28 protein-coding genes and 1 pseudogene are annotated in these 17792 nt (G+C 29.4%); 10 read left to right on the plus strand and 19 right to left on the minus strand.

Annotated elements, in window-relative coordinates; translation table 11 throughout:
* The first annotated feature begins 2 nt into the window (after nucleotides 1–2).
* The 10 genes and pseudogenes from EDC18_RS02370 to EDC18_RS02415 all read left to right on the plus strand — a co-directional run bounded on the left by EDC18_RS02370 (nucleotide 3) and on the right by EDC18_RS02415 (nucleotide 6050).
* Entirely contained in the window at nucleotides 3–845 is an 843-nt protein-coding gene (locus EDC18_RS02370; protein WP_132249871.1) for an MBL fold metallo-hydrolase, read from the plus strand.
* A 113-nt stretch (nucleotides 846–958) separates the two neighbouring features.
* Nucleotides 959–1257 (plus strand): annotated as a pseudogene (locus tag EDC18_RS14975) (NUDIX domain-containing protein); the annotation flags it as partial.
* A 95-nt stretch (nucleotides 1258–1352) separates the two neighbouring features.
* Nucleotides 1353–1628: a GNAT family N-acetyltransferase gene (locus tag EDC18_RS02380; RefSeq protein ID WP_132249873.1), complete on the plus strand. Its 276-nt coding sequence runs from the start codon at nucleotides 1353–1355 to the stop codon at nucleotides 1626–1628.
* Between the two features lie 6 nt (nucleotides 1629–1634).
* The gene (locus tag EDC18_RS02385) at nucleotides 1635–2054 is read left to right on the plus strand and encodes a nucleoside 2-deoxyribosyltransferase (protein ID WP_132249875.1); all 420 of its coding nucleotides are present in this window, start codon (nucleotides 1635–1637) and stop codon (nucleotides 2052–2054) included.
* 117 nt (nucleotides 2055–2171) lie between these two features.
* Nucleotides 2172–2483: a DUF3784 domain-containing protein gene (locus EDC18_RS02390; protein WP_243115040.1), complete on the plus strand. Its 312-nt coding sequence runs from the start codon at nucleotides 2172–2174 to the stop codon at nucleotides 2481–2483.
* A gap of 83 nt (nucleotides 2484–2566) precedes the next feature.
* Nucleotides 2567–3103, plus strand: a complete 537-nt coding sequence (locus tag EDC18_RS02395; RefSeq protein WP_132249877.1) for a GNAT family N-acetyltransferase — start codon at nucleotides 2567–2569, stop codon at nucleotides 3101–3103.
* A 93-nt stretch (nucleotides 3104–3196) separates the two neighbouring features.
* Complete coding sequence (locus EDC18_RS02400; RefSeq protein WP_132249879.1) at nucleotides 3197–4111, plus strand: aminoglycoside phosphotransferase family protein; 915 nt, start codon at nucleotides 3197–3199, stop codon at nucleotides 4109–4111.
* Between the two features lie 155 nt (nucleotides 4112–4266).
* The gene (locus EDC18_RS02405; protein ID WP_132249881.1) at nucleotides 4267–4968 is read left to right on the plus strand and encodes a lysophospholipid acyltransferase family protein; all 702 of its coding nucleotides are present in this window, start codon (nucleotides 4267–4269) and stop codon (nucleotides 4966–4968) included.
* Nucleotides 4969–5214: 246 nt separating this feature from the next.
* On the plus strand, nucleotides 5215–5787 hold the full coding sequence (locus EDC18_RS02410) for a GNAT family N-acetyltransferase (RefSeq protein ID WP_132249883.1): 573 nt from the start codon (nucleotides 5215–5217) through the stop codon (nucleotides 5785–5787).
* 38 nt (nucleotides 5788–5825) lie between these two features.
* Nucleotides 5826–6050 (plus strand): hypothetical protein, encoded by a 225-nt coding sequence (locus EDC18_RS02415; RefSeq protein ID WP_132249885.1) that lies wholly within the window; start codon nucleotides 5826–5828, stop codon nucleotides 6048–6050.
* A gap of 189 nt (nucleotides 6051–6239) precedes the next feature.
* On the opposite strand, the gene EDC18_RS14470 is transcribed toward EDC18_RS02415, so the two are convergent.
* From EDC18_RS14470 to EDC18_RS02505, 19 genes are all read right to left on the minus strand, one after another.
* Nucleotides 6240–6602: a hypothetical protein gene (locus EDC18_RS14470; RefSeq protein ID WP_165878439.1), complete on the minus strand. Its 363-nt coding sequence runs from the start codon at nucleotides 6600–6602 to the stop codon at nucleotides 6240–6242.
* 179 nt (nucleotides 6603–6781) lie between these two features.
* Nucleotides 6782–7447, minus strand: a complete 666-nt coding sequence (locus tag EDC18_RS02420; RefSeq protein WP_132249887.1) for a hypothetical protein — start codon at nucleotides 7445–7447, stop codon at nucleotides 6782–6784.
* A gap of 185 nt (nucleotides 7448–7632) precedes the next feature.
* Nucleotides 7633–8064, minus strand: a complete 432-nt coding sequence (locus tag EDC18_RS02425) for a GNAT family N-acetyltransferase (RefSeq protein WP_132249889.1) — start codon at nucleotides 8062–8064, stop codon at nucleotides 7633–7635.
* Nucleotides 8065–8110: 46 nt separating this feature from the next.
* Nucleotides 8111–8314, minus strand: coding sequence for a hypothetical protein (locus EDC18_RS02430; RefSeq protein ID WP_132249891.1), 204 nt, complete (start codon nucleotides 8312–8314; stop codon nucleotides 8111–8113).
* Complete coding sequence (locus EDC18_RS02435; RefSeq protein WP_132249893.1) at nucleotides 8311–8721, minus strand: NUDIX hydrolase; 411 nt, start codon at nucleotides 8719–8721, stop codon at nucleotides 8311–8313. Before EDC18_RS02435 ends, EDC18_RS02430 begins: the two co-directional genes overlap by 4 nt.
* Nucleotides 8722–8758: 37 nt before the next feature.
* On the minus strand, nucleotides 8759–9118 hold the full coding sequence (locus tag EDC18_RS02440; protein ID WP_132249895.1) for a hypothetical protein: 360 nt from the start codon (nucleotides 9116–9118) through the stop codon (nucleotides 8759–8761).
* Between the two features lie 144 nt (nucleotides 9119–9262).
* Entirely contained in the window at nucleotides 9263–9811 is a 549-nt protein-coding gene (locus EDC18_RS02445) for a hypothetical protein (RefSeq protein ID WP_132249897.1), read from the minus strand.
* 104 nt (nucleotides 9812–9915) lie between these two features.
* Nucleotides 9916–10569 (minus strand): hypothetical protein, encoded by a 654-nt coding sequence (locus EDC18_RS02450; protein WP_132249899.1) that lies wholly within the window; start codon nucleotides 10567–10569, stop codon nucleotides 9916–9918.
* Between the two features lie 98 nt (nucleotides 10570–10667).
* A complete protein-coding gene (locus EDC18_RS02455; protein WP_132249901.1) occupies nucleotides 10668–11393 on the minus strand; it encodes a DUF4085 family protein in 726 nt (241 codons plus the stop codon).
* Between the two features lie 28 nt (nucleotides 11394–11421).
* Nucleotides 11422–12519, minus strand: a complete 1098-nt coding sequence (locus EDC18_RS02460) for an alpha/beta hydrolase (RefSeq protein ID WP_132249903.1) — start codon at nucleotides 12517–12519, stop codon at nucleotides 11422–11424.
* 42 nt (nucleotides 12520–12561) lie between these two features.
* Nucleotides 12562–13347 (minus strand): HAD-IIA family hydrolase, encoded by a 786-nt coding sequence (locus tag EDC18_RS02465; RefSeq protein ID WP_132249905.1) that lies wholly within the window; start codon nucleotides 13345–13347, stop codon nucleotides 12562–12564.
* Between the two features lie 62 nt (nucleotides 13348–13409).
* Nucleotides 13410–13673, minus strand: a complete 264-nt coding sequence (locus EDC18_RS02470; protein ID WP_132249907.1) for a hypothetical protein — start codon at nucleotides 13671–13673, stop codon at nucleotides 13410–13412.
* 66 nt (nucleotides 13674–13739) lie between these two features.
* On the minus strand, nucleotides 13740–14417 hold the full coding sequence (locus EDC18_RS02475) for an HAD family hydrolase (RefSeq protein ID WP_132249909.1): 678 nt from the start codon (nucleotides 14415–14417) through the stop codon (nucleotides 13740–13742).
* Between the two features lie 239 nt (nucleotides 14418–14656).
* A complete protein-coding gene (locus EDC18_RS02480; protein WP_132249911.1) occupies nucleotides 14657–15121 on the minus strand; it encodes a hypothetical protein in 465 nt (154 codons plus the stop codon).
* Nucleotides 15122–15196: 75 nt separating this feature from the next.
* Entirely contained in the window at nucleotides 15197–15682 is a 486-nt protein-coding gene (locus EDC18_RS02485; protein WP_132249913.1) for an NUDIX domain-containing protein, read from the minus strand.
* A 36-nt stretch (nucleotides 15683–15718) separates the two neighbouring features.
* Nucleotides 15719–16132 carry a hypothetical protein gene (locus EDC18_RS02490; RefSeq protein ID WP_132249915.1) on the minus strand — a complete coding sequence of 138 codons (414 nt, stop codon included), beginning with the start codon at nucleotides 16130–16132 and terminating at the stop codon, nucleotides 15719–15721.
* The gene (locus EDC18_RS02495) at nucleotides 16129–16371 is read right to left on the minus strand and encodes a hypothetical protein (protein ID WP_132249917.1); all 243 of its coding nucleotides are present in this window, start codon (nucleotides 16369–16371) and stop codon (nucleotides 16129–16131) included. The genes EDC18_RS02490 and EDC18_RS02495 overlap by 4 nt, the downstream gene beginning before the upstream one ends.
* A gap of 37 nt (nucleotides 16372–16408) precedes the next feature.
* The gene (locus EDC18_RS02500) at nucleotides 16409–17017 is read right to left on the minus strand and encodes a DUF3137 domain-containing protein (RefSeq protein ID WP_132249919.1); all 609 of its coding nucleotides are present in this window, start codon (nucleotides 17015–17017) and stop codon (nucleotides 16409–16411) included.
* Between the two features lie 207 nt (nucleotides 17018–17224).
* Entirely contained in the window at nucleotides 17225–17689 is a 465-nt protein-coding gene (locus EDC18_RS02505) for a class I SAM-dependent methyltransferase (RefSeq protein ID WP_132249921.1), read from the minus strand.
* Between the last annotated feature and the right edge of the window lie 103 nt (nucleotides 17690–17792).

The raw sequence follows: 17792 nt of genomic DNA on the forward strand, positions 1-17792 counted from the left end.
ATTTGAAATTTCTTATATTAGGAAGTGGTGGATGTGTGGCATTACCTAAACCATTATGCCATTGTAAAATATGCAAAGAGGCAAGAGAAAAAGGTAAGCCATATTCAAGATTTGGTTGCAGCCTTTATTTAGAAGATATAGGCTTGTTAATAGATACTCCAGAAGATATTGTGCATGCACTTAATTACTCTAATGTTTCACAAGTTAATTCTGTAATGTTTAGTCATATGGATCCAGATCACACTCTTGGTATGCGCGTTTTTGAACATATGAGATTAAATTGGTTAAATGTTTCAGAAGGGATCGAATGCCAGGATCCCATAAATGTGTTTGCAATGGAACATGTTATGTGCGACATTAATTCTATAGGCTCTGTAAGGGGCTCCTTTCTAGATTACTATGAAGAAACTAGGAATTTAATAAGAAGAAATAGTGTAAGAGATCAGGTTTATTTAAATAATATAAAGATTACATTTATTAAAATTGATTCTTCTACAGTATTTGTTTTTGAAGATGGAAATAGTAAATTGATATATGCGCCTTGCGATACTAAACCTTTCCCACAAAATGATTTATTTAATAATGCAGACGTATTGATTATTGGAAATACTTTTGTTGGTGAAGTATTAAAAAATGATTATGTTTTAAGTGAAGAAAATATATTACGCAAAGAATTGTTTAGTATGGATGAAATCCAAGATTTAAAGAATAACTATAATATTTGCAAGGTCATTATAACTCATATCGAAGAAGACTGGGGAAAATCATACGATGATTATTTGCATTTGCAAAGTAACTATAATCAAATATATTTTGCATATGATGGTATGAAAGTTATAGTATAAATATAAAGATAATCTTTGATAAGTACAGTTGTATCTGACAAATTTTTACTACATTAAAATGCATAAAGAAGGGATAAAACAATGATACATGATATTGATCCAAGAATATTTAACAAAAAAAATACCCAACAATATCTCCTTGTGTAATTGTAGCTGTTCATGATGGAATCGCCTTCTATTACCTAAGTATGCAGGGCGAGCACATACAAATTATGCACTCATAGCTGGTTTTTTAGAAATAGGAGAGAGTTTTGAACAAGCTGTTTACAGAGAAGTAATGGAGGAAGTAGGACTAAAAGTTAAAAACTTAAAGTTCTATAAAAGTCAACCTTGGCCGTTCACAGATACAATCCTCGCAGGTTTTTACGCTGAACTTGATGGTCCAAATACCATAATACTTAAGGATCATAAAAAGAGTAGTAGTTTTATTTTAGAGTAATTAGAAAAGTAAGAAGTGTACATTGCAAAAGATGAAAATTAAAAGGACCGTAGGAATTATGAGGATTTATGAGGATTGATGATGTGTGTATGTTTTCAAAGTTTCCTTTATTGCGATTAATAGCAGTAAATAAAGCATACAGACGTAAAGGATTTGGTACAGAAATACTTAAGATTTATGAATCTAAATATAAAGGTAAAGTTGACAGAATTTTTTTGTGTGTCAGTAGCTTCAATGATAAAGCAAAAGCATTATATTTGTTAGTTGGTTTTAAAGAGGTTGGGAAAATAGATGGTTTATATCCATGCAAACGGGCCTCCCCGTTACATAATAAAAGGAGATAGGTATAAATGAAAGCTTATATTGCAATAAAATATCATATTAATCTAGAGAATAAAGAGTTAATTGAAGAAATATCAAACGCTCTTGAGGTAAATAAAATTAAATCCTGTTGTATAATAAGGGATAAAGAAGAGTGGGGTAGGAAAACATTTTCTGTTGAAGAATTAATGAGTATTTCTTTTAAAGAGATAGAAATAAGTGATTTTATAGTTGTTGATTTAAGCGAGAAAGGGGTAGGCCTTGGTATAGAAGCAGGATATGCATACGCAAAAGGAATCCCTATTATTACAATAGCCAAAGAAGGAAAAGATATATCAAACACTTTAAAAGGAATTTCTAAAAAAATATATACTTATGAAGAAAGCAGTGATTTAGTCAATTATTTTAAGCGCCTAAAAGAGACAAGTATAATCCACAATAGTATTTAATTGCGAAGTACTATAAATTAAAGAGGGATTGTGGGAAGTGGATTGTAAAAATTGACAAGAGATTTAACTATTTAACTATAGAGATTAAGGATTTATTTATTAAGGAGTGTGAAATCTGTGATTATATTAAGTTTGATGGCAATTTTGGGCATGATATTTATATTTATAGGTTGGCGTATATGGAAGAAGGAACAAATTTCACTTATACATTCGTATCATTATACAAGAGTTTCTGAAAATGATAAAAAACCGTATGCTGAAAAAATGGGTAAAGCATTTATTCTTATGGGTATAGGAATGATATTGACAGAAATAGTTAATTTTGTGACAAAGACAACTTATGGTTGGGTAATTTTTGTTATATCCTTTGTCTGGGGAACGGTAATGTTTTTTAAAGCACAAAAAAAATATAACAATGGGGTATTATAACTTTATAGATGCCCCGTTCGAAGGCATCTATAAAGTGAAAGTTATATGAAATTCCACATATAAGTAATACTAGGAGGAAGTATATGAAAATAGTCGTTGATAAAGACATAGTTTTAGAAACTTTAAAGGAAAAGGATGTTCAAGAGAGTTTTGAATTAGTAGATCGTAATAGAGGCTATTTGCGTGAATGGTTACATTGGGTTGATAAAACTAAAAGTGTAGAAGATAGGATGAAGTATATTAATTATGCTCTAAATAAACAAAACAATAACGAAGGTTTAGACTTTAAAATAAAGTATTGTGATACATTGATTGGATCCATTGGTTATGACTTAGGAGATTTTAAATCTGCAGAAATAGGATACTGGATAGAAAAACAATATTCCGGTAAAGGTATAGTAACTAAATGTTGCGAAAGGCTAATAGAATATTTATTTAAGGAATTAAAAGTACATAGAATCGTCATTAAAGTTGCTGAAAAAAATATAAAAAGCAGAAAAATACCCGAAAGATTAGGGTTTAAGCAGGAAGGCATTTTAAGAGATGTAGATATATTACATGGACAATATCATAGTGATGTAATATATGGTATTTTAGAAAATGAGTACAATAAGAAGTGACTTTTGACAGCCTAATCGATCACTCTAAAGTTCTGGAATATTGGAGATGCATAAGTTTGGTGACATTACACTAGGTACGAGAAAGGAATTCAGATGAACGATAAATTTAAAGATATAACTGGTTCAGATAATTGGAAGAATATTGTATTAATTGATAAAGGTTGGTCAAGTGACAAAAAGTACTATATTAATACTAATAATGGCGAACAGTTTTTACTTAGATTATCCAACATATCAGAGTATCATACTAAAAAAGATGATTATGAATTGCTAAAACAACTTGATGAACTTCCAGTGATAATGTCTAGACCATTAGCCTTCGATGTATGTAATGATGGTAATGACGTCTATACTTTATTTACCTGGGTAGATGGTAAAGATGCAGAACGTATTATTCCTATGCTAAGTGATATAGAACAGTATAAGATAGGGGTTCAGGCTGGGGAAATTTTAAGAAAGATTCATGAAACTAAAGTTCGGCATAACCTACCAGAGTGGTCACACCGCTTTAATAATAAAATTAATCGAAAAATAGCAGCATATGAGGCATGTTCTATAAAATTCGAGGGTTCTGATTCGATTATTAATTATATTAATGAAAACCGATTTCTTTTAGAAAATAGGCCCCAAGTTTTTCAACATGGAGACTATCATATTGGCAATATGACAATATCGGAAAAAGGTGATTTAGGCATAATAGATTTCAACAGACTTGATTTTGGAGATCCTTGGGAAGAATTTAATCGAATCACCTTTTGTGCTGGGGTTAGTAAGTTTTTTGCCTCTGGGCGCATTAATGGTTACTTTGATAATAATGTTCCAGACACTTTTTTTAGGTTGTTAGCGTTATACATAGGTTGTAATCAACTTAGTTCAATTCCTTGGGCTATACCATTTGGTCAAGATGATATTAATTATATGCTTAAACAAGCCATGAATGTCCTCGAGTGGTACAAGGGCTTTAAAACTTATATACCTAGTTGGTATATTTTTAATAATGAAATTTAATTATGTTATTCAAAGACTATTTCGTGCAAAGGAAAAGTACATGAAAGCATTTATTTTATATTAGTAGGTTGTTCTTTAGCAGGATAAAGTCTTACATAAAGTTAAAAACTTACAATATTTATTATGAATAAAAATTAATTGAGAGGAGTAAGCAAATGATATCCACTGCAACAGCAAAAATTATTAATATTTTACCGGATAGATTTGTCACATACATATCTAAAAAAGTTGTTAATAAACTCCTAAAAAAATATGCCACTATAAATATAGAGGGAAGTGAAAATTTAAAAGAAATTAAAACGCCAACTATTTTTATATGCAATCACTTAAGCAATTCTGATGGATTGGTTTTAGACAAGGCACTAAAAGAGATTGATCCAACTTTTGTAGCAGGTGTAAAGCTGTCCAATAATGCTGTTACAAGTATAGGGATTAATGCAATTAAGACTACAAACATAAAACCGAATACTGCTGATAATGAGGGTCTTAAGAAAATTATTAACCTTGTTAAACAAGGGGAAAGTTTATTGATTTTTCCAGAAGGAACTAGAAGTAGAGTTGGTAGTTTAATAGAAGCAAAGAGAGGAACCCTTCTAATTGCAAGGATGACAGGAGCTCCTATTGTACCTATTGGTTTATATGGTACAGAAAAACTCTTACCAATAAAAAAAGAAGGCGATATGAGTGGGGAAACCTTTAATCATGCCGATGTGTATATCAACATTGGAAAACAATTTGAATTTCCCAAGAGATCAAAAGAGCAAGACAAAAAAGAATACGATGACTTTACCACAAACTACATAATGAAAAAAATAGCAGAATTATTACCTGAGAATTATAGGGGGGTATATAAATAAGTCGACTGGAAACAATAATCGAACATAATTTATACTGTTATTATATAAAAATTTATTAATAGTTATAGGGAAGTAATTTACTCCTTTATTTCATTGCTGGGAGTAGACTAAGTAGATAACAAGGGGGAGCAGTTTAATGAAGTTAAATATTGAACAGAAATGGGATCAAATGGAGAAATAGAAGAGGCTGTTAACTTTCAAGAAAAATTTTTTAACAGCTGGATTGAAATGTAAAGGAGCATGAAAATGATTAAAGGTCAACAGATTATTTTAAAACCATCCAAACTAAGTGACAAAAGAAAAATATATGAATGGTTGTGTTTATCAGAAACAGCTAGAAGCCATATGGGTCCCCCTAATTTTGAGGATACACCTATACCAAGTTGGGAAGAATACTGTGAGGATTTTGAAGATTATTATTTTGACGGCTCAAAACCAGAGTGTGGTCAACTATGGATAATAAGCTACGAGAACGAAGAAATAGGCGCTATATGCTATTCTTCCTTTCATTTAAAAGGTAAGAGTGCAGAGCTTGATATATGGATGTCAACTGAAAAGCACTGTGGAAAAGGATTCGGATCTGAGTCTATTAAGGTTTTTTGTGACTATTTAATTCAAATTCTTGGTATTGAACGATTTATTATTAGACCATCAAAAAGAAATACACGGGCTGTTAGAGCATATGAAAAAGGCGGTTTTGTAAAAGTTTTAGATGAAGATAAGCAAAAAGTTGTAAAAGAATTTCTACTAGATGAATATTTAGACGTTTATGGACAGGGTGATTATGGAATAGGTGACGATGTTGTATTAATAATGTAAGCAACCATAGAATTTTTAGTGATTAAAGGAGGAATACAATGAATTGTAAAAATTGTAACAGTACCAGAATAGAGGACAGCATTGCAATAGGTCTTTCTGCTAAGACAGGTAATATTGGACCAAAGTCTACAAAAATTTTGGATTATGTGTCTCAAATGTACTGTGACATGTGCCTGGATTGTGGAGAAATTCTACGTTTCTATATCAAAGACGATACTAATAGAAAATGGATAAAAAAACCAGGTTCTTTTGGTACTAAATAGATGATTATTATTTATTAAGAGTGGAGTGCAATTTCTAGTAATCTAAGGAACATAAAATAAAAAACTATATTTTTTCTCATACATTCAACTATTCGCTAAACACAACTTTAACGAAAAGATAGTCGTAAATTCTACCTTTGAATCCAAAACGTATATTACGACTATCGATCATTTATTTCTATTTTAAAATTAATTTTTATTAATATTTTTAATCTCATTAAATAAATGTCTTCTTTTGTATATTCCAAGTACTAAAACACCATATGCAACAATGCTTAAAATAGTTGTTAAACTGGTTGATATATAGGTTGATAATGCAATTATTTCGCCCATTGATATTCTATTAAAAATCCGTAAATTTGACCAATTGTTAATTAATGGGTATAAAATCCTTGGGAAAATAAATATATAAATTTGCTGTATTATTATCAATATAAAAAAAACAATTCCTTCCATAAACGAACTTTTAATACATACAATTATACCTAATATAATTACACCAAATAAAATTAAATTCAAGCCTATAGAAAGCCACAGGTTAAACATCAACATCGTATCACTCCATTAATAAGTTTGTTTTACTTTTTTCTTTAATATTCCGTCAATTACAAGTAATGTAATTGCAGCTATAGTAACAGGTGCTGCTGTTAACCATATATTTTCTAATGAAAACTCAAATAACAGTGACAATATCAAAAGTGTCAATATGACCTAACTTATCGTTTATTTCACTACTCTACTTTTGTACTCTCACGTCTATTTCTATACAAAAGATATAATCTTGTAAACATCAGTGTAAAGAATAATGTTACAAATCTTTCAAAATATTTTACACTAACTATTACTACATTTTCCACAGTATTCATTTGTAACCCATTAGTCAAAGTCAATATGAAAGCAATTACTAAAATAATAATTATGTATAATACTAAATACTTAAACAAATCTTTTATATTTTTAGATACTAATTGTAGACTAGCCAGTATGGCTTCAAATCTCGTCTTTTTTTCTACAACGAATATTGGCCATACAAATATAAATAAACATTGGATAATTAACATAGGTATAATCGGAATTATTGTAAAAATAGTAGCAGCTAATATTAATAATTGAAGACCAACTATAATAAATACTTCTTTGTACTCTTTAAAAGACTTCCTTATTAAATCATTAAAATTACTATTTTCAGAGCTTATAACTATATGAACTACCATTAATTGTATAAATATTGTAAGTGGTAATATTAGCATACTTAAAATTCTACTAATATGATTACTTTTCATAAAATCATTTCCTTGTCCAATGATGAATAGTAACGTGATTAGAAACATAAATTTAATAAAATTATTTATAAATACCTCCCAAGATTTTTTTACTTCAACTTTTAAATTTGTCATCTCACAATCCCCTTCGTGTATATAATTAAGTAATATAAATTAATAAACTTTATTTTTATTTTATCTTTTTTAGTATAAATATTACATTATCAGTTACAGGAATTCCCAATCTTTGATTAATTAATTTCATCTCTGACGATATATTTCACCTTAATATTTCAATTTTAAAACTATTATGTGTCCTATTATAACATTTTTACAAATGCTAACTGACTCTTTTTCATCTTAAAGCCATTCTTCAAATAAAACATATGAGCATCTTCTCGCTCTGCTCCAGAGTTAAGTTTTATTCCAATACAATCATTATTCCTAGCCCATTCTGCCCCTGCCTGCATTAACAAACGTCCAATTCCTTTATTTCGCAGTGCTTCATCAACTACAATACCTAAAACTATGGCCATACGACCAATAATTAATGAATGGTATATACTCATATGGACCCAACCTACGATTTTGTCATCTTCAGAAACAGCCACAAAAATACCTGCACCATTGTTTTCAGTTATATTTAAATACTGTAGTTGAACTTCTTCATTGGTCACAATATATCCTAATTGGCTAATTAAAGAAGCAACTACCCTAGAATCACTTTCTTTCATCTTTCTAATACTAGCCATTGCTACCTTCCCCTTTATTAGATATTGTAAAAAAACATTTAAGAAATCAATAACTATTACCCTTTTTAATTATTAATAGCCTTCTCGTGATTATCTCTCTGCAAACTTCGTATACTACTCGCATAGGCACATATACAGAAAGAAATACCAATAAAGAATTTAAGGTTGATAGTACAAAAAGACCTTCAATCCTAAAAGCAATCATACATATTATCAACTCTGGAATTAATTTTAATATCTTTTTTTTCATATAATAAACCCTTTCACTTTCTCAAATATATGTGGTTGTATTTTATCATATGTAAGTTGGGCTGGTAGATTATCACCAAAAGAAATCTCTTCAATTTCATATTCTAAGTTACCTAATTTTGTAACTTCAGCATAGTACAAGCGTCCAAATGTTTTTATTTCTTTTATTTCAACTGAATAATCACAAACCGGAACTAAGTTAAAGTCTAATGCGCCTGTCTCTTCTTTCAGTTCTCTTTTTGCAGCCGCATCTACGTCTTCATTCTTTTCTATATGACCACCTGGCACTTCCCAGGTTGATCTATCTTTATGTCTTACAAATATCCATTGCCCTTGATATCTTGCTTGAATTACAACAAAACTTAATTTTTCAACCTTTTCATCTAATGGGTGAAATTCAACTTTCATATCCGACTCCTAACTATCTAAACTCACAAGATTTACTTTATAATAATACTACGACAAGTAGAATAATTACTATTATCGTAAGTGAAACTTGCATACCTTTAATCCTCATAGCAAGCATTTTTTGTTCTTTACGCAGATCAGATACTTGACTCCCTAAAGAACTTAGTAAATCAACCATCTTCATTTGAGTATAAATTGATATCTCCTGATCTGATGTTTCTTCGTATACTTTCTTATAAAATTTATCATCAATTAAAACCCAATCCATTTTCATTAGATAATTTGATTGTTCTTTTTTATTGCTTTTGGGAATTAATTGCATTTCATCTTTATTTAGCTCCTCTAAATAATACAAGTGATTTTTTATAAATTTCTCTTTATAGTTATCAGTTCTCATTAGAGCCTCCTTCATCTAATGTTGCTTTTCTTTTAAGAACTTTTATTTTATTCTATATATACTAAACCTTATAAAAATTAAATATGAAAGCGTCCAAATGTTTTTATCGAAAAATAAATTTGGACATATAGTCATAGTATTTTTCTATCTATCTGCATTAATATCAACAAGCTTCCACCCAGAAGGCGTCTCTATATATGTAAAAATAAGCACACTTCTCATAACATCATTCTCCATATTATCTGAGACACTAAAAACCTCGTAACCTGTAATAAATCTTTCCTCTTCATCCAAAAGAAAATATCTTTGCCTAAGTTTCTCAAAATCTAATGAATTAGAAAAAAATGGCATCTCATAATGATTGTTTGCAACCCTAATAAGTAGTCCATCTTCTTGAATTAGTATGTTATCTCCTAATAAAGCCTTTTCCTCTTCATTAAATACTCCTAAATTTAATGAAGAAATTATTTGCCTGGACTTTATATCTAATACGTTACGTAGATCATATGTCTTTTCATAATGTTCAACTTTAGCAGAAGTTTCATCAATTAATAACTCTAACTCTTTAACCTTAGCTCTAAGTTCTTGCTTCTCGAGTTCTAATACTTTTTCCTGAGAACACCCAGTAAGTAGACTGGTTATTATAAACATTAGAGCCATATATCTAAAAACCTTATTATTATTAACCTTCATTTTATCCTCCTAAATAAAATATCACCAAGATTTTGATCTCATTTTCCATTTTCCAATTCTAATTCTCTTTCTATTTCCGTCCAATTAATATCGTTATTATTGTCTTATAGTGGTATTTTTGTTACTGTTCCGTTTTCAAACAAAAGCATTTTAGTGATATATTCCATTCTTGAATTGTCATAGTACTTATAATAAATATCCCCCGTCTCAGTTATTCCTAAGAGGTTTGAATACCTACCACCACCACTTATATTAAGATAATCTACATTTTGAAGATTAACAATTTCAAGATTCTCTTTTATTCTATATAACCTATACTCATAAATGTTACTGCTTAAATATTGGCCTATTAAGAACTCATACTGACCATCATCATTATAATCATATGTTAAGATATCAAATTCAGTTTGGAACCTCATTTCTTCATTCCAATCAGTTAAATTAAACTCTGAGATCATAACATTATCTTTTGATAATACTAACTTGCAATCACCAACCCAATTATCGCCTTGAAAAGCACCAGGTGATTCATCATAATAGTACTTTCCGTTATACATTTGGAGTTCTAAAGTATACTCACTTAAGTCAGGCATTTGAACAATCCCTTTGCCTAGTACCTTATTATTAACACTATTAGTTGATTCAACTTCCAATGGCTTATTTTCTAAATTAATATTTCCAGCATCTCCACTAGTAGCGCGTTGACATCCTATACATAAACTTAAGCAAACTGTAATGATACAAAATAGTTTTTTCATTAAATTTCTCCCTTATTAATATTAAATTCTTAGATGTAAAGTTATTTAACTTTTTTAAATTTTAAACTATAACTATTAATGACGGGTACTGTCCTGTCTTAAACAAATGAAATATTTTCAGCTGATACAGTAAACTCAACCGTATTTATATTATCACTTTGAATAAATAAGACATGTAACTCATATTTGTTATCTACCCAATATATTTCTTCATATAACCAGCATAAATTCTCTAGTATTGGAAGCTCTTGTTTTAGAATCTTATAATTTTTTAAATGGAGTTCTTGAACATCAGTATACCCAGAAGGATATACAAATGTAATAATAAAAGAATCCTCTGTTTGTCTTGTTTCTTTAACTACACAATCGTGAAAATTAATATTCTTTATAATATTATTATCGATTACTGTTAACGCTTTTTTATAATAAGCTTGATACTTTCTCCTAACAGATTCTACCAATGTTTCATTTTCCTCACAAAATTGAGTAACTTCTTTAATCACTTCTTTAGACGCTTTATTTAAAGCAAAAACTCGTATATCTGGTATTTTATTTAATATTTCTTGAGATAAACATCTTTTAATTTGCTCTAGATTAAATATAAATGTATCTTCAAATTGCTTAGAAGTTTGATCTTGATCAAACTCTATCTGTTGTAATAATGCAACTTCTCTAAATATATTATAGAACTCTTCCAGTTTTTGTTTGTATAATCTTTGAAAATAGTCTTCAGAAAAAATTTCTGCATCTTTCTCTTCCACAAGAAGTATATGAAATCCCGTTTTTTGAAGCAAACCATACCATTCCTTTGTAAGATACTTCACTTATATTCCCCCTACGCTAATTGTTAAACTACTTTAAGCTCTCCAATAAAAATCTCTGTATTTCATTCATTAATTCTAAGTCTAAATCTTGGGCCAATGTTCTATCAATCCCTGAATAAAATTCTTGTTTCACTTCATACGGAATATTCTGTTCATAGTTTTCATAAATTTTACGGTACTCAGCATTAATTATATTTATGTATTCTATAGCATTCTCTGAACGAAAAAGGTTGTTATGTCCATTGCGATCTTGATTGCTAATTGATATGGCTTTTACATTAGGGTTTGTGATTTTATCACCCTTTGAAATTATAGAACTCCCATTATATTCTACCATTTCATCATCTGTACCATGTATAATTAAAACTGGAATATTTGATTCATTAATACCATTGACTGCGCTTAGAGAAGCCACATCACCAAATAGCATTCTTTGGTATAGCCATAAATAAGGGCGTTGAGAATAAATAAAAGAACCCATCATACGTTTACCCTGTTCCATAATAATTTCCAACGGACTGTTCACTCCAGAAACTGACACAACACCAGAAATATTATGGTCAAAATTCAGTATGTTGGTTACTGCATAACCACCCCAACTATGTCCAAACAAAAGAATCGGAAGATTATTGAACTGTGGTTGTTGGTCTATATGGCTTAATGCTGCATCAAGATCAATTAAGCCTTGTGGAAAACCTTTTGTTGTCTTTCCCTCACTGTCAAAGCTCCCTGTCGCATCATAAGCAAAAACTTGCCACCCTTGATCTACAAAATAGGCTATTTGAGGCAAGTAACTATCTGCACCACCTCCAAGACCATGAACTACCACTATAAGGCCTTGATCATTACTTTCTCCATACACATAGCCTTGTAAGCGATTATCTCCTGATTTAAAATCCACTAAGCGTCTTGGATACTCCTTCTGTATATCTGTATATCTTAGACTTGCTGTAATCGTTTCATCATGTCTATCATACCTTGGAAATTGACCATCATAGATAAATTTCACCACTATCATAGAAATGATAGAAAAAATAAATATAAACCCTATAATACTAAAGCATATAATCTTACTTACTTTCCTTCTATTAGGAATAAACCCTTTATCTTTTTTTATGTTAAACATAAAATTCACCTCTTTAAAATTAGTTAGTTTCTTGTTTTTGTCTTATTCAATTCCAATGTTTACTTTCTGTAAATAAGTTATTACATCCAGTAAACTTTCAACTACCTGATTAGGTTGTATTTTAGTCTCATCATTCTTTTTATACTTCCCACTTTTAACAAGTATTGAATAGTTGCCAATTTCATTTGCACCTTTAATATCTGTTAAAACATCATCTCCCACAGCAATAATCTTACTTGATTCAATATTCATTTGACTAATTGCTTCGTGGTAAATTTCACTAGAAGGTTTGCCTAATAAGATGGCATTACTTTTTGTTATATCCTCAAACATACTGCAAAATGCACCTGTATCTAGTTTAGGGCCATTCTTTGATAAGTAAAATTTTGACCTTGACATAGTTACTAACTTTGAACCTTTATGTACATAATTAAATATCTTATTAAGCAATTTATAATTACAATCAATATTTTCAAAATCACACAGTATTATATAATCAGGTATTTCATTATAATTTTCATCTATTCCTAACTGATTCTTTAAATTTTCCGACCCAATAAACCAAAAAGACTCTATATGTTTTTTAGTTAAAAATCCTCTTAAGGTTACCATCGGATTTATAAAATGATTCTCTGGAATATCAACACCTATACGCTTAAAATCTAAAGATAATTCTTTACATGATTTTGATACTGTATTAGTTATAATTCTAAATGGTATATTTTTTTCTCTTAAATATGCCAACAACTGAGTTGATCCTACTAATGCTTTACCATTGCTCATTAATGTTCCTTCTAAATCTAAAATTACCCCTATATTATTAGTCATTTAGCGCTCTCCTGTTTTAACTTTTTTTCTCTCTAGATAATCAAAATATAAAAATTGTTAATCTAGCTCTTTATACAATGCATATCCACTGAGTATAACTCAAAACCACCTACCAAAGATAATACAATACCAGCAGTTCGAAAGTTAGAAGTATTTTCATTAATAATCCTTTCATATTGACGTGTGTCCAAAGTACCACCATTATTATGGATTGCGTTACGTCCCCTTCTTTCACCAATAGAATTAGATGAAAAAATCAAAATAAATCCTATAATAAAAATAATGAACATAATACTTAATGACGTTTTTACCATTCTTACTTTCATAATTTTATCCTCCTTATATATAAATTCAATTCAATGCAATTGATAATTATAGTCACTTAAACATTTCTAAATAAATTCCCATATACCGTCTAGATTACTAGAGTAATTCTTGTAATTTGCCTTATTTTCTTGTCTAACCAAAATAGCTTCAAAGCCATAATTTAAAGCGCCTTGAATATCAGCAGAATAACTATCACCTATCATATAAACTTTTAAGTCCTTTTCAAAGTGTTTAGATACTTCTTCGAATATTAATTTATTTGGTTTTTCATAACCAACTACTGCTGAAGATATAATCTTCTTAAAGTACTTTTGTATCCCTAAACCTTCGATAATATCAATTAGTTCTGGTGTATGATTTGATAATATATAATTGGAATATTCTTCTGAAATAGACTTTTCTAAGGTCCTTACAGTATCTTCAAACAAGTACCATTTACTGATATCTAGATACTCATCTTTAAATTGCCTGGTCAACTCTATTGCGCTTTGCTTCTCAATACCAATCTTTAATAAAGCATTTAAGATTATTGTATTAACATATTCCCACCAACTAAGTCCATTAAAATAATCCTTATGTACTTCTTTATGTCTATGCCATGGAAAACCATCTTGAAAATGTGGTCGAATATCATCTTCTGACACTATAAAATCATTGCGTTTTAAAACTTCATACAATGATTTAGTCCACATACCATCTCTATAAGCTAATGTATTATCAAAATCCCAAATTAATATAGACATTAGACGCCCCCCTATATCTGTAAAATTTAATCCTTTTTCAATGTAAATCTTGCATTATCTGTTACTTGAATTCCAATTCTATCATCTATTAAACCCACATTTGAGGACATATTTTCTTTAAATATTACGTATCTTCATCTATTTCAAATACATACTTATGTTCTTGATCATATGTGATCATCGTTAATATATCCTCTTTTATTGTATATGTACCGGTTGGTAAATAACTACTAAGAACATCAAATTATATTCCCTTTTTCATCTACCACAAAAATGTCTGCACTAGAGTTTTTATATAGTTCAAAAGGCGTTTTTAGATTTTGACCGTAAGTAACATAATGATAATTGTTATTAAACCAAATAACATTTGTATCATTGACATTAAAGGTAAATTGAGCTATTAACTCATCATTATAAAAGAATTTGTAGTAGCTTATACTACCAATTCCAATATCTTTTTCATCAACCTTGTTACCAATAATACCACTATTGAAAGTTTTAACAAATGTTTCTATCTCGTCAGTATTTGTAATGATTTTGCTCTCTGCACCAAAGTCAGGATTACCCATAGCTGTAATCACTTGAATTTTATTTATACTGTTGCTATTTAACTGCTCGCTCATAAGTAGTTGCTGCTTAGAGCAACCAGTAAACACCACTAACACTATAAGAAATAGTGTAATAATCGTTATTACTTTTTTCATATTACTTCCCCCTAGTTATATCTAATTATATTTCTGACTCTTTGAGCAAGTTTGATAATCTTAGTATAATTATAACTACTTAAAATTGGCTTTTTCATATGTTGTCCCTAAATAAATGGGATAACTTGAGTTTAAGATAATAATTAAATTTTCTTTTACCTGTCTAGGTATTAGATATATCTTTGAAACTTTTTCAATTGGAATCCACTCACAACCAACTTGATTAGTATCGATATTTCCACAGGTCCCAATCACATTATCTTCTTCTATTAACTCTCCTTGAAAGATATGATGTATTCTATGTACATAATTGGGGTATTCTTTTCTCAGTTCTTTATCTTCAAAAATTTCTTCTGCAATAGCAGCAAATCTTTTTAATTTAATTTGGTAACCTGTTTCTTCAAGGAACTCACGTTTAGCGGTTTCTTCCATATTTTCAAATTGCTCTTGTCCCCCACCTGGGAGTCCATAATGTACAAATCCCTTTTCTGATATATATTTAATTAAAAGTATACATCCATCTTTAATAACAATTGTCTTAACTGCACTTCTTATTGCCATAACGCCATTCCCCTTACTCAAATTTATCTGGAGCCATTATCCTTCCCACTCAAATCGATATTTTCCCGTAGCATTCTTACCAATTACTCTTAATCTAAGTTTTTGTTTGTTTTTTAGTTCAACCTCACCACTATCTTCAATTGTCTCTCTGATTTCACCGTTTGACCAGATTTTCTTGGTTCCACTATATAATATAAATTTAATTTCTCCACTTTCTAATTCTAAGAAATATTGATAGTTTATTAAGTCAATATTTTCAGCATTTAAAGTATAGTAATCATTTCCGTTAAATTCTATAAACTCAGCTGCCTTAAAGCCGCTATCTCCAGTATTATTACTGTTAGATGAAAATAGAAAAGCACTTTTATGATAATTCCTTATTAGATAACTAAATCCAATTCCAATCGTTATTAATAATACTATTAGTAAAATTACTATCTTTTTTTTCACAGTTTATTCTCCTTTATTTTTGTTATAATTCTATTAGATACTACTAACAACAGGCCTATTATTAATAGAACAAAACTATAACTATAATAATCTATACCAAATTCTGCCGTTCCAAACAAAACTTTATTACGAGCATTGAGGTAGCCTTCCATAAATGCAGCAATTGATGAAACTATAAATAGTAATCCTCCCAAACCTAATAAAACCTTCCCCAAATTATTAATCACTTTACCCAACATTTGATATCATCTCCTATTCATCCTTATAACTTTTCCATCATTTATATAACTGCACACTTGGCGTATCTTCACTTATAACGCCCTGTAGTGCCATTTCATCTAATAGCACACTAAATAATTCAAAAATGATCTTTAACAATTGGACATCTTTAATTACTCCAGTTACTAAAAAATATAATTGGCTCTCATTGTCTTTAAAATTTGGACCAAATATCCCCTCATTATTTTTAGTCTCTAATTTAATTCTAGGTTGCAAATATATCAAATCCTTAACTCTTGTGTTTGACAAAATACTCTTTACAATACTCTCATTATTCCCTTGTATAATATACTTTTTGTCAAATTCACTATCTCCTATTTCGATATCTTGCATTCCTAAAGCCTTACCAATATCTGAAATGATTCCAAATCGTTCATATATTTTAAAATGAAAATCTCTATAATGAACAAAGGGTGCCCTCAATCGTGTATATGTGATTGATGATTTACCTGTCGAAACTGTATATGTATCTAGATATATCTTCCAGTTTTTATATTGTACTTCAACTCGACTTCCCTTCCAAAACCCTTCATTTATTAAAGTACCTTTGATTTCTTCACATAACTCTTTCCAAACTTCCTCTTTAGATGGACCAAACAAACCCATATAACCCCTCCTACCCATTATGCTGTTACACTAATATTCTGATTAATTATCCTCCATTATTATACTATACTTTTATTTGTTTGTGCAAAAATTTGGAATATTTTTTGGTATTCCTATCTAATATACCTATTTAAGTATAAAATTTAATAAAGAAGACATCTTTTTTACAAGAGTCTTCTTTTAGGATATCTAATGAATCTTAATAATCTAAACTTTTTGTGCAACAATAATAAAACGATGCTGTATTGCAGAAATATATCCCTTTTCTATCAAATCAGTTTGTAAATCACATAATTTATCAAAACATGTATCAACGGAAAAGCCTGGGAATTCCCATTCTATTATTTTTGCCAAGTATACTAATGCACCTAAATCGTAAAAAAATGTTTGAGTCAAGACTTCATTTTCAAAAACTATGTTGAATCCTTCGTTTATCAGCAATTCTTTCTGATGCTTTAAGTTATATTCTGGACATTGTGGTTGAAAATTATCTAGTAATTTTTTAGATAAATCATTATTATTTCTACTACCAACTTGCTGAGTTATAAAATATCCTCCATCTTTTAATATACGTCTCACTTCACCAGCATCAAAAGATTCGTGGCGATTGCTTATAATATCAAAAGTATTTGCATTAAATGGTAAATCTATATTATTAAAGACTTCCTTCACTTCAATGCCCAAAGGAGATAACTATAATTCCAATATAATCTTTAGTCATATAGTCTCCTTACCTTAAATCTTAAATAATCTCTTCATTTTTTATGGCACACTC

The organism is Natranaerovirga pectinivora, from assembly GCF_004342165.1.
In the GTDB taxonomy this organism is placed as follows: Bacteria; Bacillota; Clostridia; order Lachnospirales; family DSM-24629; genus Natranaerovirga; species Natranaerovirga pectinivora.